This is a genomic window from Peribacillus butanolivorans (genome assembly GCF_001273755.1).
GTDB classification, from domain to species: domain Bacteria; phylum Bacillota; class Bacilli; order Bacillales; family DSM-1321; genus Peribacillus; species Peribacillus butanolivorans.
On record NZ_LGYA01000001.1, the window covers coordinates 1,171,959 to 1,189,736 of the forward strand.

Here is a 17,778-nt window from a genome sequence, read left to right on the forward strand (position 1 = left end):
GAGCTATCGATGTTGAAACGTTTTCGTCTATATTTTGTTTTACTTCTTTCCTTAACAATTATGACCGGTTGTTTTAGTAGTTCACCGGAAGAAAAAATCCATAAAATTCTTGAAAAAACTACGGAGAAGGAAAGTGATTTTACCGAGCATCAAGAGCCACTTAATAAATTGGAGAATAAAGAAAAAGAGCAATATGATAAAATTATTAAACTTGGAATGAATGAATATGAACAAATTGTTGAACTTTCAGATGAAGCAACTAAGAATATTGATGAACGCGAGGCTATTATTGAAAAAGAACATAACAGTATGCAGGCCTCAAAGAAACAATTTAATAAGATAGAAGAACAAATTGGGAAAATAGAAAATAAGAAGGTAAAAAAAGAAGCCACTGAAATGAATAAGATAATGAGTGAACGATATAGCACGTACGATAACCTATATGAAGCTTATCAGCAAAGCTTAAAGTATGATCGTGAATTGTATGAACTATTTAAAAAAGAAGATTTGAAAATGGATGAGTTACAAGGCCAAATCAAGAAAATCAATACCTCATATACTAAAGTGTTGAAAACGAATAGCCAATTTAATGAATTAACTGAAAAATCTAATCAGAAAAAAGAAAGTTTTTACAACAGTTCAGGTATAGAAATGGCAGATTTAACCAAAGAATAATTATTTAATGGGCTGTGGGTAATACCCATAGCCTATTTTTTATGCATTCAAATAGTTTATTAACTAAAAAATTCTAGAATAATTTTTTTATTCAATATATAAAAGAACTCCTAAATATAAAAAATGAAGAAACTGTACTAAAAAAATTCTAAAATAGAAAATCTAACAGCAGAATGAAATGAAAGCGTTTAAAAATTTTCTCGAAATATTATTTTAAAGTCTCAAATGCCTTTAGTTAAAGCAATTTGGGAATCAATAGGATAGTCAATGGAAGTGAAATATTATACTTCAGTACCTATAAATTAAAAAAAGGATGAAAATTTATAGTACAGTTACAAAATCAAAACTAACACAGTGATGAAGATTTGGTGTTGGAAATTCTATTAAATCTAAAAAATAAGGAAATACAAGTGATTGACTTGACGTGAATGCATCTTGTAAACTAAATTTATAAAAGTTCTTGTATCATTTTTCTTGATTTTTTTTATGGTACAGAATAAGATTGAGACATATTAACCATATCCACGTTTGAGGGATTAGGCTTAAGGGAAAAATAAAAGAATGAATTGTTGAAGAAACTATAAAGCAAAATATTTTTGCTTATAGAATAATAATAGCAAACCTTTTTAATGAAAGGATGAGGTGCCAAATGGCTCAAAAAACTAAACAAGCTAAATTTAATGTTCAGAATCAGCTTAAGAAAGTGGAAGAACAATTTGAAACTTTTCAAATTTTAAATGAAGAGGGAGAAGTCGTTAACGAAGCGGCAATGCCTGATTTAAGTGATGAACAACTACAAGAATTAATGCGCCGCATGGTTTATACGCGTATCTTGGATCAACGTTCAATTTCATTGAACCGTCAAGGGAGATTAGGGTTCTATGCACCGACTGCCGGTCAAGAAGCCTCGCAAATCGCTTCCCAGTATGCATTGGAGAAAGAAGATTTCATTCTTCCAGGTTATCGTGATGTGCCGCAAATTGTTTGGCATGGTCTGCCGCTTTGGCAAGCATTCTTATTCTCAAGGGGACATTTTAAAGGGAATCAAATCCCGGAAGATGTTAATGTAATTTCACCGCAAATTATTATCGGTGCTCAGTATATTCAGGCTGCAGGTGTAGCTTTAGGTATGAAAAAGCGCGGTAAAAAAGCAGTAGCAATCACATATACGGGTGACGGTGGTACATCACAAGGGGACTTCTACGAAGGAATCAACTTTGCAGGTGCATTTAAAGCACCAGCTATTTTCATCGTACAAAATAACCGTTTTGCAATCTCAACACCTGTTGAATTGCAATCAGCATCGAAAACATTAGCCCAAAAGGGTGTGGCTGCAGGTATTCCTGGTATCCAAGTTGATGGTATGGATGCATTGGCCGTTTATACAGCAGTTAAAGAAGCTCGTGAACGTGCAATTAATGGTGAGGGCCCTACATTGATTGAAACATTAACTTACCGTTATGGACCACATACGATGGCTGGAGATGACCCGACACGTTACCGTACTTCTGATATGGATAATGAGTGGGAATTGAAAGATCCATTGGTTCGTTTCCGCAAGTTCTTGGAAAACAAAAAACTCTGGAATGAAGAATTAGAGAACGAAACAATAGAAAAAGCAAAAGACGATATTAAAGAAGCAATCAAAATGGCAGATGCAGAACCTAAGCAAAAGGTGACAGACCTTATTGAAAACATGTATGAAGAAATGCCTTATAACTTAAAAGAACAATATGAAATTTATAAAGAGAAGGAGTCGAAGTAAGCCATGGCTCAATTGACGATGATTCAAGCAATTACAGAAGCATTACGTACAGAACTTAAAAATGACGAGAATGTACTCGTTTTTGGAGAAGATGTTGGTCTTAATGGTGGAGTTTTCCGTGCAACGGAAAATCTTCAAAAAGAATTCGGCGAAGATCGTGTATTCGATACACCTCTTGCTGAATCTGGAATCGGTGGATTAGCGGTCGGTCTTTCTTTACAAGGTTTCCGTCCTGTTCCTGAAATTCAATTCTTCGGTTTTATATATGAAGTAATGGATTCCGTAAGCGGTCAGCTTGCTCGTATGCGCTACCGTTCAGGCGGACGTTACAGTGCGCCGGTTACAATTCGCTCACCTTTTGGAGGTGGAGTGCATACTCCGGAAATGCATGCGGATAGCTTAGAAGGTTTAATGGCTCAGCAACCAGGGTTAAAGGTAGTTATCCCTTCCACTCCTTACGATGCTAAAGGCTTATTGATTTCAGCGATTCGTGATAATGACCCTGTCATTTTCCTTGAGCACATGAAATTGTACCGCTCTTTCCGTCAGGAAGTTCCTGAGGAAGAATATACAATTCCATTAGGAAAAGCGGATGTGAAAAGAGAGGGAACGGATTTATCCATTATTACGTATGGTGCGATGGTACAGGAATCAATCAAGGCAGCTGAAGAATTGGCTAAGGAAGGTCATTCGGTTGAAGTTGTTGACTTACGAACTGTATCTCCATTGGATATTGATACAATCATTGCTTCAGTAGAAAAAACTGGACGCGCTATCGTTGTTCAAGAAGCACAAAAGCAAGCTGGCATAGCAGCGAATGTTGTCGCGGAAATTAACGAACGTGCTATTTTGAGCTTGGATGCACCAGTACTACGAGTGGCTGCTGCTGATACAGTATTCCCGTTTTCTCAAGCTGAAACAGTATGGCTCCCTAATTATAAAGACATTATTGAAACGGCGACTAAAGTCTTGAAGTTTTAACTATCTTGAGTAATCGGAATGGTAGTAACTGCTTGAGGAAGTAATTCGCATTAGAAGAATTACAAGATAAAGGACTTTATTCAAAGCCCTAAGTATGATTTAATATAGGAGGTTGAACTCAGTGGCATTCCAATTTAGACTCCCAGATATCGGAGAAGGTATACACGAAGGTGAAATAGTGAAATGGTTTGTTAAACCAGGAGATAAGATCCAAGAAGATGACGTGCTTTGCGAGGTTCAAAACGATAAAGCCGTTGTTGAAATTCCATCACCAGTGGAAGGTACCGTGGAAGAAATCCTTGTTCAAGAAGGAACGGTTGCCGTTGTCGGTGATGTACTTGTAACATTCGATGCTCCAGGTTATGAAGATCTTCAGTTTAAAGGGGATCATGGAGAAGAAGCGAAGGCAGAAGGTGAGAAGAATACGGAGGCCCAGGTTCAAGCTACTGCTGAAGCTGGACAGGAAGTCAAGAAAGAGGCTGCTCCGGTTCAAGAAAATAGTGCAGAAACGGGCGCGGGATCACAACCAAAGGTTGAGGTGGATCCTTCACGACGTATTATCGCCATGCCTTCTGTTAGGAAATATGCACGCGAACAAGGGGTAAATATTCGTGAGATTTCTGGTTCTGGGGATAATGGCCGCATCATGAAAGAAGATATCGATGCTTTCAAAAACGGCAAAACGGCTCCACAGCAACCAGCAGCTCAAAGTGAAGCTTCACAACAAAACGATACGGAAACAACCGAAAAACAAAAAGTTTCAATTCCAGAAGGGCAATATCCTGAAACTCGCGAGAAAATGAGCGGTATGAGAAAAGCGATCGCCAAAGCAATGGTTAAATCCAAACAGACAGCTCCACATGTAACATTAATGGATGAAGTCGATGTGACGCTACTAGTTGCTCATCGTAAGAAATTCAAGGAAATTGCTGCAGAAAAAGGAATTAAGCTTACATTCCTACCTTATGTTGTTAAAGCGTTAACAAGTGCATTGCGTGAATTCCCTATGCTTAACACATCGTTTGATGATGAGGCAAGTGAGATTATCCATAAACACTATTACAATATCGGAATTGCGGCAGACACAGACAAAGGACTGCTCGTTCCAGTTGTAAAAGATGCAGATCGTAAATCAACTTTTGCTATTTCACAAGAAATTAATGAATTAGCTACGAAAGCTCGTGACGGAAAATTGGCTCCTAACGAAATGAAAGGTGCTTCATGTTCCATCACGAATATCGGTTCCGCAGGCGGTCAGTGGTTCACACCTGTAATCAATCATCCAGAAGTTGCCATTCTAGGGATTGGACGCATTGCCGAAAAAGCAATTGTACGCGACGGGGAAATTATCGCCGCTCCAGTTCTGGCATTATCACTGAGTTTTGATCACCGCATGATTGACGGGGCTACTGCTCAGCATGCATTGAATCACATCAAAAAGTTATTGAACGACCCAGAATTATTGCTAATGGAGGCGTAAACAATGGTAGTAGGAGATTTTCCAATCGAAACAGATACTTTAGTGATCGGTTCAGGCCCAGGGGGATATGTTGCGGCAATTCGCGCAGCACAGCTTGGACAGAAAGTAACGGTCGTTGAAAAAGGAACAATTGGCGGAGTTTGTTTGAATGTAGGCTGTATCCCATCAAAAGCTTTAATTTCAGCGGGACACCGTTTCCATGAAGCTCAACATTCAGAAGACATGGGTATCTTTGCAGAAAAAGTTACTGTTGATTTTTCTAAAGTACAAGCTTGGAAAGGTACTGTTGTAAAAAAATTAACTGGCGGCGTAAGCAGCCTGTTAAAAGGTAATAACGTTGAGGTTGTAACAGGCGAAGCTTATTTCGTTGATGAAAACAGCATCCGTGTTATGAATGATGACTCAGCTCAAACATATACATTTAAAAACGCAATCATCGCTACTGGTTCATCACCAATCGAGATTCCGTCCTTTAAATATACGAAACGTGTACTTAATTCTACTGGAGCTCTTGCTTTGGAAGAAGTTCCAAGTTCTATCGTAGTAATCGGTGGAGGTTACATTGGTACAGAGCTTGGCGGCGCATTCGCCAGCTTTGGAACTAAAGTGACTATTCTTGAAGGTACGGAAGAGATTCTTTCTGCAGGCTTTGAAAAACAAATGGCAGCACTTGTTAAACGTAACCTTAAAAACAAAGGTGCTGAAATTGTTACTAAAGCAAATGCTAAAGGTGTGGAAGAAACTGAAACAGGCGTTACCGTTACTTATGAAGTAAAAGGCGAAGAGAAAAAAGTCGAAGCCGATTACGTTTTAGTAACAGTAGGTCGTCGTCCAAACACTTCAGAAATTGGTCTTGAACAAGTCGGAATCAAAATGACTGACCGTGGTTTAATCGAAACTGATAAACAATGCCGTACAAGCGTGAAAAACATTTACGCAATCGGTGATATCGTTTCTGGACCTCAATTGGCTCATAAAGCTTCTTATGAAGGTAAAATTGCAGCTGAAGCCATTGCAGGACATTCATCAGAAATCGACTATCTTGCTATTCCGGCTGTAGTATTCTCTGAACCAGAACTTGCTTCTGTCGGATATAATGAAAAAGAAGCGAAGGAAGCTGGAATCGAAGCGCTTGCTTCTAAGTTCCCATTCGCTGCAAATGGACGTGCTCTTTCATTGAACAATACGGACGGATTTGTGAAGCTAATCACTCGCAAAGAAGACGGATTGGTTATTGGAGCCCAAATCGCAGGACCAAATGCTTCTGATATGATTGCAGAACTTGGTTTAGCTATCGAAGCAGGAATGACTGCTGAAGATATCGCGATGACAATCCATGCACATCCAACTTTAGGAGAAATCACTATGGAAGCTGCTGAAGTAGCCCTAGGAACTCCAATTCATATTATTAAATAATTGATACCAAAAAAAGCGTGCTGCCATTTGCAGTACGCTTTTTTGGTTTTTATAAATAAAAATTAAATTAAAACTGGTACAAATTTAATGTCTTCTCCCAAATTAGGATATTTTCTTTACTCAATTTAAATGAAAAGTGCAAAATGGGCATAAGCTATACAAAGGTCTTCATACTTTTTTTCTATAAAAGGTTTAAATTGAGTAAAAGAGGATAAAAAAATAGGAAGAGCGATGTACTGAAGAATTAGGCTGCCGATTAAACAAAGTGGCTGATTATTCATTTTAAATGGGGTGGATCACTTGAAAAATTATCTGGTAATCCTCTTTCAACTAATCGTTTGGAGCGGATATACATTGGTTGAATGGCTTTCTGTTAATGATCGTTTTGTTTTTAAGGTATTTATGTTTCTGGTTTTTTCTTATTTGGCCATTTACATTGGTAAAATGATTTTAAAATCCAACAAGCGGACAATGCTTGTTACCATAATCAGTTTACTATGTTACGGTGTATTGCAAATTCTTTTGGAAACGTTGGTACCCATTTATTGAATTTTGAATCTTTACAATGACACATGAAAAACATGGAGGAAACATGATCACCAAGGTAGTAGTTATGTTTGTATTTGCTTCACTTTTATTAATTGGTTGTAATAATTCAGGTTCCAATCAAACTGAAAAAAAAGAACCAAAAAGTGTGGAAACAACTACCACTATCCAAGATGAAACCAAACAAGAACAAGATATGAAAGAAGAAGCATCAAAAACAATTAGGAATTCAGAGAAAGAAAATTTTCAGGCCGAGTACCGGTTGAACAAAGGTAATTGGTCATTTGAACCAATTCAGGATGCAGAACCTAAGGTTGTCTTGTTGACGTTCGATGATGCACCTGATAAGTACTCGTTAGAAATTGCAAGAACACTTCAAAAACTTCAAGTGCCGGCGATATTTTTTGTCAATGGATATTTTATTGAAAGTGATGAAAAGAAATCGATGTTAAAGGAAATTCATGATATGGGCTTTTCCATCGGTAATCATACGTATTCTCATGTCAATTTGAAAGAGCTAACAGAAGAAGAGCAAAAGCGGGAAATCGTAAAATTGAATAATTTGGTGGAAGGCATTATCGGGGAACGCCCTAAGTATTTTAGGGCGCCTTTTGGATCTAATACCGATTTTTCCAAAAAAGTTGCTGCAAACGAAAAAATGCTGGTCATGAATTGGACATATGGATATGATTGGGATAAGGAATATCAAGATAAAAAAGCATTGACAGAGATCATGTTGAACAGCCCTTATTTATCCAATGGAGCCAGTTTACTGATGCACGACCGAAAATGGACGAGAGAAACGATAGAGGATATTGTGAAAGATTTTCATAAGAAAGGATATAAGATTCTTGATCCAAAATTAATTGAAACGCCTGAATGATTTGAAGTTACGGCCACTATCAGTTTTTTATTTTCTTGGATAGTAATACATCACTCGCTTGTTAAAAAGATGGAGTTGTGCTCGTAACTTCTTTGCAAGGAATTTACATAATTCATTAGCTTTCCCTTTATCACCGAATGTTGCAGTTTCTGGAAGGGTGAATTGGATATAAGATTGAATTCGCTCTAGTCCATCTTCGTCCTGAACGATTTCTTGGTCGACTCCGATTAGTATCATGTGATATCTGTCCACATTGGATTGGAGATAAATTACTTTATCTTTCATCTTTTCAGGCTCTTTCATTTCATAAGGAAAGGCCTTCTTATCATAATCCCAATTGAGTTGTTTTCCCGTTTTAGCGGTGATCATTTGGTAATATGTGAGCAATTCCTTCACGTCTTCAATGGTTACGGCTTCTTTCACGGACTCAGGAACGAGCTTGATATAGGCATTTTCAATCATTTGAATCCCCCTTAGCTCTATAGATTTTAATTGTATTTTAACATTTTATGGTTGTTTTATATACTTATCTATATGTAAATTTAAAGGTAAAATTCCTTTTTCACTCTTCTGGGTTAGTTTGGTAATATGATAAAAAATTGTTAAATTGTGTTGACTTCCAGTTTTTATTTTGATGTAAAATTTATATAGATGCTAGCTAATAAGGAGTGGGAAGCTTGATTTTAAAGTTTAATGAACATATTCATGTTTTACAAAAAAAGGTGTAAGGGATGTTGCTTACCGGTAAAGATTTAGCAATAAATCAATCATATTTAATAAAGAGGTGGTCACCCTTTTTAGTCGAAGACTTACGACTTTGCTGAACTGACGCAAGTAAAAGCATGAGTTTATATTTAGGGTGAAAAAGATCCCAAATGGACAAAGAAGAATTATGAATTACCAAGGGCCACGGCTGCACGCAATGGGCTGGGTGGGGTCCAAGAAGCGGCTATTAGAATCCTATGTATAATCTTGGAACCGAAAGAGCTTGTTGTTTATGGAGGAATAGGCAAGGCAGCCTATAGATGCTATCATGAAAAAACTGTATGAACTGGAAGTCACATGAAACATTGATGATCCTATTTGGCAAACTGCTAGCGGTATTTGCTCATAATCCTTTGTATGGTGGTTATATACCTTTAAGATAGTAGAACAAGCTAAACGACTTCGAATACCCTGACCTTTATCCAGCTAGTTTTATATGGAGAATGGAAGAGACGTTTGAATGCTTCATGATAAAATGAAGCAGCCTACCGTGCAGCTTGGAGGCTCCGTCCTACTAACAATTTTAAGCGGGCTGCAATCCAGAGAGAAATAAATCAAAGGCATTAAATTAAATGAATTTATGGGAAAAATATATATGTTATACTTTATAGCTTGAAATTATAAATGTGTTATATTATAATGCATATAAAGCGGTTACATTTAATCATTAATGCATACAATATAGAGGAAGGGGTTGTAAAAATGGGAACTATCGTTTGTCAAACATGCAATAGCACGATTGATCATTTTGAAGATGAAAAAGTAAGTGTACTTTATACACACAATCACAACTGCCACAGCTGTGATACAGCTGCCTCTGAGAAAAAATAAAAAAGATAATCTCTGATAATAATAGAATTCGAGGGTGTTTCAGGAGCTTTAACCTGAGGCACCCTTTTTTTATGCAATCTAAAAGGGGAAATAAAATTCTGGAAATTTCAAAGTTCTATATAGACGAACATTGGTATTTTGTTTACTTTCTAGGGAAGATTAGATGTGAAATGGGGGAATAGTATGCGTAGTGTCAATGCTTCTGAAGTGGTCGCTGTAAGTAAATTTAACCGCTTTCATTGGATGGTGTAAATTCTGCAAATGGAAATTTAGTTTATCAGAAAAATGATTTATCGATTCCAGGACGTGGCATACCAGTAAGTATGACTCGTACGTATAACAATCGAAAATCCCATGTTACGGGAATGTTTGGTTATGGATGGACTAGTAAAGTTGAAAAGAGACTTGTGGATGGTGGAACTGGTCCCATTACACTGATCGATGAAGATAATACGCGACACATCTTTGGACAAAAGATAGGTGTGGGGTATGTAGCTGCTGGTGGTGATTATTTAACGCTTGAGAAAAATGGAGATAGAACCTACACCATTACGCAAACAGATGGAACAAAAGAGAACTATAATGCAAGTGGAAGCCGTTTAGGCACTTTTTTATACTGTCCGTAAAATGAGGCACAGTTCAATATTTGAGCATGGTTCTTTTTCTTAGGTAGTGCAGGAGAAGGAACAGTGACTTGTCTGCAAAATGAAATACCAAGAAGTTAGAAGGGTAGCTAAATTCTTTCCAATTTTAGAAAAATATTATCAATATTGCTAAAGTGGTAAGTCGATAATTACTATGTTTTGCAGTGCACCTTGGCAAAAGTGAAAATAAATAAAGAATTTTAATATTAAAACTGTTGATTTTATAAGGTTTACAGAATTGGCATAACTTTTGCATATAAAGATTTGTATACAACTTAAAGGAAGAAATAAAAACGGTATCATTTCAGATTACTAAAATTAGGAGGCGTAATAATAATGAACTATTCATCAAAACTAGTAAAAGTAAATAAAGATCCAGGGCATGGCTCACACATCTCCCCTGTTTATATGACTTCAACATTTGTTTTTGATAATGCAGAAGTAGGAGCACAACGCTTCGCAGGAGAAGATCCAGGATTTATGTATTCACGCCTGGGAAATCCAAATGTAAGAGAACTGGAAGAGAAGGTAGCGGCATTGGAATTTGGTGAAGGATGTTTGGCTTTCTCATCTGGAATGGCTGCCATAACTGGCTGCCTTTTAGGTGTTTTGCAGGCAGGAGATCACGTTGTTGCACACACAGCGTTGTATGGGGCGACGCACGCATTTCTATCCAAAACAGTAAAGAAATTTGGAATTGATGTAACATTTGTACCGTTTAAGACAGGGGAAGAGCTTGAACCACACATTACAGATAGAACGAAAGTGGTCTACTTTGAAACTCCTTCTAATCCCACGCTTTCCTTAGTGGATATGAAGAGTGTAGCGGCGATCGCTAAGCAAAAGGGTATCTTGACTATTGTTGATAATACGTTTTTGTCCCCATATTTACAAAATCCTATGCTATGCGGCATTGATATTGTTGTCCACAGTGCAACGAAATATTTGTCGGGTCATGGATATCTTATTGGCGGACTAGTGATTTCCAGCAAGGAAATTATTGATCCGATGAGAAAAGAAGTGCAGAAGACTATGGGAGCAAATTTGGCCCCTATGGATGCCTGGCTTCTCTTTCAAGGGATACGTACATTGCACATTCGCATGGACCGCTCACAAGAAAATGCACAAATTTTGGCTGAACGCTTGGAAAAACATAAGGCTATAGAGAAGGTTTATTTTCCAGGACTAGCAAGTTTTGAAGATAAAAATATCATGGAGAAACAAATGAAAGGTCCTGGAGCAATGATTTCTTTTGTCTTGAAGGGGGGATACGAAAAAGGCGTTAAACTTATGAATTCAGTAAAATTGAGTACTTTAGCAGTTTCCCTAGGGGATGTAGGTACATTAATTCAACATCCAGCTTCGATGACACATGCGATAATCCCTAAAGAAGAAAGAGAAAAAGCAGGTCTCTATGATGGACTCGTTCGTTTTTCGGTTGGAATTGAAGATGTAGAAGATATATGGAAGGATCTCGAAATGGCATTAGAATAACGGTGCGGCTTCTGGGGTACGGTCGGGCGGGGATAATCAAGCCGGGGATAGGATTAAACCGGGAGATTTGTTGAGCGTTTAGCTTAAATATGATCTGGAAAAATCCAACTAGAAAAAGAGGGGGGATAAAATGCTAAACCCATTGGCTTTAGAATTAAATCATGTTATTGAAGAACGGAATAAACCAGTATATGAGATGTTTTCATTGTTAGGAAAATCCTTGTATTTCCCAAAAGGAATTGTCAGCCAAGCAGGAGAAGCAAGGGGGAAAGCGGACATTTTCAATGCAACAATCGGGATGGCTACATAGGGTGGACACCCCATTTATATAGATGTGATTCATAAAAACCTCTCCGCCTACGATCCGAAAGATCTGTATCCCTATGCACCGCCTGCAGGAAAACCGGAGCTGCGTGAGGTTTGGAGAAAAAAGCTTCTAAAGGATAATCCTTCACTTGAAGAAAAGGTATTCGGCATCCCGATTGTGACGAGCGGGCTGACCCATGGCTTGAGTATTGTATCCGACCTTTTTGTGGAAAAAGGCGATTCAATTATCTTGCCGGATAAATATTGGGATAATTATCAGATTCTCTTCAACGTCCGCCATGGCAGCGAGACCGTGACTTATCCTTTATTTACGAAAGCTAACGAATTTAATGTTGAAGGGTTGCTGGAGGCCCTTTTATCCTGCAAAAATGGTAAAGCGATTCTTGTGCTTAATTTTCCGCATAATCCTACCGGATATACTCCAACGGAAAAAGAGGCAGAAGGAATTCTTGAAGCCATTAAGCAGGCAGCGGATCTTGGGGTTAATATTGTTGCTGTTATGGATGATGCATATTTTGGATTATTTTACGAAGATTCAATCAAGGAATCTATATTTGCTCGTTTAGTAGAATTACACCCACGTGTCCTCCCGATTAAAATTGATGGGGCAACGAAAGAAGAGTATGCTTGGGGTTTTCGTGTTGGGTTTCTCACATTTGGAATTCAAGATCCTCTGGTTTTAGAAGCGTTGGAGAAAAAGGCGATGGGTTCTATTCGAAGTACGATCTCATGCAGTCCGCACCTTTCCCAAACAATCATTTTGGATGCCTTATTAAATCCCGAATTCGAAATGCAGCGCAACGAGAAAAATACAGTAATGGAAGACAGGGCCAAACGGGTCAAAGAAATTTTAGCAGACGGGAAATTTGCGGATGAATTTGAACCCTATCCCTTCAACTCAGGATATTTCGTATGCCTTCGCATCAAGCATTCCGATGCTGAAACACTAAGGGTCCATTTGCTCAATCAGTATGGAGTAGGAACGATCTCCCTTGCAAAGACGGACCTTCGGATTGCCTTTTCTTGTGTTGAATTAAACGATCTAGATCGCTTTTTTGAAATGATCTATCAGTCTTGTAAAGAATTAAATACATGTTCTATAAAGCTGTGACGGAAAATGTTGTGGAGTATATGGTGAATATGGCAGAATCGGATGTACTTGGCTTTCATGATCTTCCGGATTAATTGTACCAATTTCAAGCACCTATTCATACCGGAGGGTTAAGTTTAGATGAGATGGTGGCCGAATATGAAAAATCCATTATCCAAAGTTTCTTCTTAGGTGGTCAAGATCGAAAAGATAAGGAAAAAGTAGCGGATGAATTGAAATTTAGTTTATCGACACTTTATCGTAAGCTAGAACGATACAATCTAAAAGTTTGATCTCTTTACCTAAGATTGCAAATTTTATTTGCAATCTTTTTTCGTCTCCGAGGGGGATATTTCGAATATTTGGAAATATTTTTTTCAAATTTGGGAATCCGAAAAACAGTACGGAGCGGTAGGTTATCACTATTTTCGTCGCGGAAATGGGAATTTCTCAACTAGTTCGATAGTAGGAATGTTGAATTAACAAGGATTTTATTTTGGCATAACTCTTGCATTATATGATAACGAAAAGGAGGAGGTGGAGTCCGTTTGAAAAATATAGATAAAATTTACAGAATATTAGAATTATACAGAATAGTGAAACTGGAAGTCTGCAAATCATCCATTTTTTTAAAAATATAGGGGGGAATTATTTATGAAAAAGAGTTTCATCATAATCGCTTTTTCGATACTCGTAGCACTTCTATTATCTGCATGCGGAAAGCCCGAAAATCAGGCAGCAAGTCAACCAGGTAAACAGGCAGATGAGGGTAAGGATTTGCTAGAGCAAATTAAATCGAATGGGACCATTAAAATTGGAACAGAAGGAACCTTTGCACCTTTTAGTTACCATGATTCTTCAGGGAAGTTAACCGGTTTTGATGTTGAAATCGCGGAGGAAGTAGCAAAAAGAGTTGGTGTGAAACCAGAATTCATTGAAACCCAATGGGACGGTATGTTCGCAGGACTCGATTCAAAGCGGTTCGATATTATTGCTAATAATGTAGGAATTACTCCTGACCGCCAGAAAAAATACGATTTTTCAGAGCCGTATATTATGTCAAAACCTTTCTTAATTGTTCACAAAGAGAATAATACGATTAAATCATTTGAAGATTTGAAAGGAAAAAAATCGGCTCAGACATTAACTAGTAACTATAAAGATATAGCAGAATCTTATGGTGCTGAGATCGTTGGAGTAGAAGGTTATAATCAATCCATTGATTTATTACTTTCAAAACGTGCGGATGCGGCTGTAAATGACGGACTTTCCTACCTTGATTTCAAAAAGCAAAAGCCTGATGCACCAGTTAAATCCGTCGCAGAACTTGATGAACCGGCAAAAATGGGAGTCATGATGAGAAAAGGGAATAAAGAATTGGTAGAGGCCGTAAATAAAGCGCTTTCTGACATGATGAAGGATGGTAAATATTTAAGTATTTCACAAAAATACTTTGGAAAAGATGTTTCAAAATAGGGAGGGGTCTACATGTTTGCTGACGAAAGAATGGACCGAATTGTTGACATCATTGTAAATTCCTTTTTCCCAATGTTAAAAGCTGGGGTTGCGTTTACGGTTCCCTTGACATTAGTATCCTTTTTTCTGGGACTCCTTCTTGCTTTACTTACAGCATTAGCTCGAATCTCGGGAATTAAACTTCTGGACGTTATTGCAAGATTTTATGTATGGGTGGTTAGAGGAACACCGCTGCTTGTTCAGTTGTTTATTATTTTTTATGGACTTCCAAGTATTGGTATAACGATTAGCCCGTTACCGTCGGCTATTATCGGTTTTACTCTTAGCGTTGGCGCCTACAACTCAGAGATTATTCGTGCGGCTATACTCTCCATTTCCAAAGGTCAATGGGAGGCGGCTTATTCTATTGGGATGAGCTATCCGCAGGCATTAAAAAGAATTATTCTCCCTCAGGCAACAAGGGTATCTGTCCCGCCTTTGGCAAACAGTTTTATTAGCTTGGTAAAGGATACATCGTTGGCCGCTACCATTACGGTGACTGAAATGTTTAGAGTTGCTCAGCAAATTACCGCAACAACCTATGAACCATTGGTACTCTATTGTCTAGCAGGATTTATTTATTTGATTTTCAGTACCGTTCTTTCGAATGCACAAGGACAGATGGAAAAACGACTCGATCGTTATGTGACGGGCTAATTTGATAGGGGGAAATATACATGATTGAAATAAAGAACCTGCATAAACAATTTGGACAAACAGAGGTTTTAAAGGGAATCGATCTAAAAATTGAGGAAGGCAATACAGTTTGTATTATTGGGCCATCGGGTTCAGGGAAAACAACCTTGTTACGTTGCCTGAATTTATTGGAAACGCCTACAAAAGGGACCATTAAGCTTGGAAAGTTTTCTTTGGATTTTCAGGATAAAAAACCAGTTCCAAAAGATAAGGTGATTAAGTTCCGTCAACAAACGGGTATGGTTTTCCAAGGTTACAATTTGTTCCCTCATATGACTGCACTTGAAAATGTTATGGAAGGTCTTATTTACGTTCGTAAACAAGACAAGGAAGCCTCTCGTACGAAGGCTCTTCAATTGCTCGAAAAGGTAGGATTATCGGAACGGGCGAACCACTATCCATCCCAGATATCCGGTGGACAACAACAACGTGTAGGAATTGCACGGGCGATGGCAATGGAACCTGAAGTTCTGCTTTTTGATGAACCTACTTCCGCGTTAGATCCTGAGTTAGTTGGTGAGGTTCTAAAGGTCATGAAAGAACTTGCTAAAGAAGGAATGACCATGGTTGTAGTGACACATGAAATGAATTTTGCGCGTGAAGCAGCGGATAAAGTCGTATTTATTGATAAAGGTGTAATCGTTGAAGAAGGAACACCTCAACAAATTTTTGAACATACAGGGCATGAACGGACATTACAATTTTTAAATAAACTTTGTTCATAGGTAAGGGCCGGTACCCCCAAGCTGCGGAAGAATGGAAAACTGCAATCCTAGGGTAAAGTTATAAGATTCTGTCGTTCTAACTTGCGGGAAAGTGCATTTTGGGGGCCTGCGCTTTGGTATTCGTTCAAGAGAAATATGGAAGCTTTGATAAAGTCGGTTAGGAAGGCGAAGAGGAGAAACGCTCTTTTACGATTAAAACATCATAATAAGCATAAAAAAACCAGAGCAGTTTGTTTATGCTCTGGTTTTTGATATTCAATCAGTTTTTAATAATGCGTAAATATTTAATTTCTGGATCCTCTGGACCTTGAACTGGTAGACCAACTTCGATATTTTTCTGAATGTAAGTGATATTATCTTCTGTTATCAGTTCACCAGGTATAAAAATCGGAATCCCTGGCGGATAGACCATGATGAATTCAGCACTGATTTTTCCAACAGATTCCTCGATAGGAACCACTTCAGTTTCTGCGTAAAATGCATCTCTCGGTGATAAAGCAAGAGGTGGTGTATCGGGAAGCAGGACTTCGATTTTTTCATGATCAGCAGCCATTTCTTTAAACTCATCCGATAAGTCTTTAAGGGCAGCGATTAACAAATCTGCTTCTGTTTTAGAGTCCCCTGGTGTGATTAGGCAAAGGATGTTATACAAATCAGAAAGTTCTACTTCAATATTATGTTTTTCTCGAAGCCATTTCTCAACGTCGTATCCAGTAATATTCAATTCTTTAATGGAGATGATTAGTTTTGTCGGATCATAACTATAGGTGGCCTTACTACCTAAAATTTCGCTTCCAACACAGTATAAATAAGGAATCTCATTAATAGCTGTCCGGGTATACTCTGCAAGCTTGATAGCACCATCTATCATTTCTCTGCCAACGGTCGCAAGTTGTCTTCTTGCGGTATCGAGAGAAGCAAGAAGAATATAGGAAGTTGAGGTAGTAGTGAGCATACTCAAAATTGCCTGGACCCGATTGGCAGAAATTAATCCATTCTTAACATTTAAAATGGAACTTCCTGTTAGTGATCCACCCAGTTTATGAACACTCGTAGCGGCCATATCAGCTCCAGCTTGCATAGCGGACATAGGCAAGTCTTCGTGGAAGTGAATATGAACACCATGGGCTTCATCAACCAGTACAGGTATTTGGTAGGAATGAGCAACTTCTACAATTTTCTGCAAATCAGCAGAAATGCCGAAATAGGTCGGATTGATTACGAGTAACCCTTTTGCATCGCTGTGTTCCTTTAATGTTTTTTCAACAGCATCTATGGTAATTCCATGTGAGATTCCCAAGTCTTTGTCAATTTCAGGATTGATGAAAATAGGAACCGCTCCTGAAAATACAATAGCAGACATAACAGATTTATGTACGTTCCTCGGGACGATGATTTTATCCCCAGGACCGCAGACTGTCATGACCATCGTCATGATTGCACCGCTTGTTCCCTGAACGGAAAAGAATGTATGGTCGGCCCCAAATGCTTCTGCAGCAAGGTCCTGGGCTCTTTTAATGATTCCCTTTGGCTGATGGAGATCATCGAGTGGTGCGATATTGATTAAATCTATAGATAGTGCATTTTCTCCAATGAAATCACGAAAATCAGCGTCCATTCCTTTTCCTTTTTTATGACCTGGAATATGAAATTGAACGGGATTTTTTTTGGCATGCTGTAATAAGGCAGTATATAATGGTGTTTCATTCTGTGACAATTCTTTGTGGCCCCTTTTCAATATAATAGGTACGAAATATCTAGGGAAATATACTCCCTTTCTATTTACAGTCGTATGTTTCTCCTATTTGGAGTAACCTCTAAAAACGGTTAGTAAGCTCTTGTGGATAGACATAAAACAAATGAATTATAGCACGTCTTACATATAAATGCCTAGCGTGAGTTTAATGTAAAAAATAACAGCTTGAGTTCTATTGTACATACCTCG

16 protein-coding genes and 1 pseudogene are annotated in these 17,778 nt (G+C 38.1%); 15 read left to right on the forward strand and 2 right to left on the reverse strand.

Translation table 11 applies throughout. The features are described from left to right. Nucleotides 1–9: 9 nt before the first annotated feature. The 7 genes from AKG34_RS05580 to AKG34_RS05610 all read left to right on the forward strand — a co-directional run bounded on the left by AKG34_RS05580 (nt 10) and on the right by AKG34_RS05610 (nt 7,746). Entirely contained in the window at nt 10–675 is a 666-nt protein-coding gene (locus tag AKG34_RS05580; RefSeq protein ID WP_053345164.1) for a YkyA family protein, read from the forward strand. 649 nt (nt 676–1,324) lie between these two features. Further along, complete coding sequence (pdhA, locus tag AKG34_RS05585) at nt 1,325–2,440, forward strand: pyruvate dehydrogenase (acetyl-transferring) E1 component subunit alpha (RefSeq protein WP_053345165.1); 1,116 nt, start codon at nt 1,325–1,327, stop codon at nt 2,438–2,440. A 3-nt stretch (nt 2,441–2,443) separates the two neighbouring features. Then, nucleotides 2,444–3,421 carry an alpha-ketoacid dehydrogenase subunit beta gene (locus AKG34_RS05590; RefSeq protein ID WP_053345166.1) on the forward strand — a complete coding sequence of 326 codons (978 nt, stop codon included), beginning with the start codon at nt 2,444–2,446 and terminating at the stop codon, nt 3,419–3,421. A 121-nt stretch (nt 3,422–3,542) separates the two neighbouring features. Then, the gene (locus AKG34_RS05595) at nt 3,543–4,901 is read left to right on the forward strand and encodes a dihydrolipoamide acetyltransferase family protein (RefSeq protein ID WP_053345167.1); all 1,359 of its coding nucleotides are present in this window, start codon (nt 3,543–3,545) and stop codon (nt 4,899–4,901) included. Nucleotides 4,902–4,904: 3 nt separating this feature from the next. Next, complete coding sequence (gene lpdA / locus AKG34_RS05600) at nt 4,905–6,317, forward strand: dihydrolipoyl dehydrogenase (RefSeq protein WP_053345168.1); 1,413 nt, start codon at nt 4,905–4,907, stop codon at nt 6,315–6,317. Nucleotides 6,318–6,608: 291 nt separating this feature from the next. Next, on the forward strand, nt 6,609–6,866 hold the full coding sequence (locus AKG34_RS05605; protein WP_330219140.1) for a hypothetical protein: 258 nt from the start codon (nt 6,609–6,611) through the stop codon (nt 6,864–6,866). Between the two features lie 43 nt (nt 6,867–6,909). Next, complete coding sequence (locus AKG34_RS05610; RefSeq protein WP_053345170.1) at nt 6,910–7,746, forward strand: polysaccharide deacetylase family protein; 837 nt, start codon at nt 6,910–6,912, stop codon at nt 7,744–7,746. A gap of 27 nt (nt 7,747–7,773) precedes the next feature. On the opposite strand, the gene AKG34_RS05615 is transcribed toward AKG34_RS05610, so the two are convergent. Further along, on the reverse strand, nt 7,774–8,208 hold the full coding sequence (locus tag AKG34_RS05615) for a DUF1885 family protein (protein WP_053345171.1): 435 nt from the start codon (nt 8,206–8,208) through the stop codon (nt 7,774–7,776). Between the two features lie 1,005 nt (nt 8,209–9,213). Between AKG34_RS05615 and AKG34_RS26575 the strand changes: the two genes are divergently transcribed. The 8 genes and pseudogenes from AKG34_RS26575 (at nt 9,214) to AKG34_RS05650 (ending at nt 15,833) form a co-directional block, all read left to right on the forward strand. Continuing rightward, a complete protein-coding gene (locus AKG34_RS26575) occupies nt 9,214–9,342 on the forward strand; it encodes a GapA-binding peptide SR1P (RefSeq protein WP_083450683.1) in 129 nt (42 codons plus the stop codon). A gap of 239 nt (nt 9,343–9,581) precedes the next feature. Next, nucleotides 9,582–9,968, forward strand: a complete 387-nt coding sequence (locus tag AKG34_RS05620) for a DUF6531 domain-containing protein (RefSeq protein ID WP_053345172.1) — start codon at nt 9,582–9,584, stop codon at nt 9,966–9,968. 354 nt (nt 9,969–10,322) lie between these two features. Further along, complete coding sequence (locus tag AKG34_RS05625; RefSeq protein WP_053345173.1) at nt 10,323–11,480, forward strand: trans-sulfuration enzyme family protein; 1,158 nt, start codon at nt 10,323–10,325, stop codon at nt 11,478–11,480. Between the two features lie 130 nt (nt 11,481–11,610). Further along, nucleotides 11,611–12,918 (forward strand): annotated as a pseudogene (locus AKG34_RS05630) (aminotransferase class I/II-fold pyridoxal phosphate-dependent enzyme). Nucleotides 12,919–12,992: 74 nt separating this feature from the next. After that, entirely contained in the window at nt 12,993–13,190 is a 198-nt protein-coding gene (locus tag AKG34_RS05635; protein WP_053345174.1) for a hypothetical protein, read from the forward strand. A gap of 361 nt (nt 13,191–13,551) precedes the next feature. Continuing rightward, a complete protein-coding gene (locus tag AKG34_RS05640) occupies nt 13,552–14,373 on the forward strand; it encodes an amino acid ABC transporter substrate-binding protein (protein ID WP_053345175.1) in 822 nt (273 codons plus the stop codon). 12 nt (nt 14,374–14,385) lie between these two features. Next, nucleotides 14,386–15,069, forward strand: a complete 684-nt coding sequence (locus tag AKG34_RS05645) for an amino acid ABC transporter permease (protein ID WP_053345176.1) — start codon at nt 14,386–14,388, stop codon at nt 15,067–15,069. 20 nt (nt 15,070–15,089) lie between these two features. After that, a complete protein-coding gene (locus AKG34_RS05650; protein WP_053345177.1) occupies nt 15,090–15,833 on the forward strand; it encodes an amino acid ABC transporter ATP-binding protein in 744 nt (247 codons plus the stop codon). Between the two features lie 259 nt (nt 15,834–16,092). Here the strand turns inward: AKG34_RS05650 and AKG34_RS05655 are convergent, their stop codons facing one another. Then, nucleotides 16,093–17,550 (reverse strand): aminotransferase class I/II-fold pyridoxal phosphate-dependent enzyme, encoded by a 1,458-nt coding sequence (locus tag AKG34_RS05655; protein WP_053345178.1) that lies wholly within the window; start codon nt 17,548–17,550, stop codon nt 16,093–16,095. Nucleotides 17,551–17,778 lie beyond the last annotated feature (228 nt).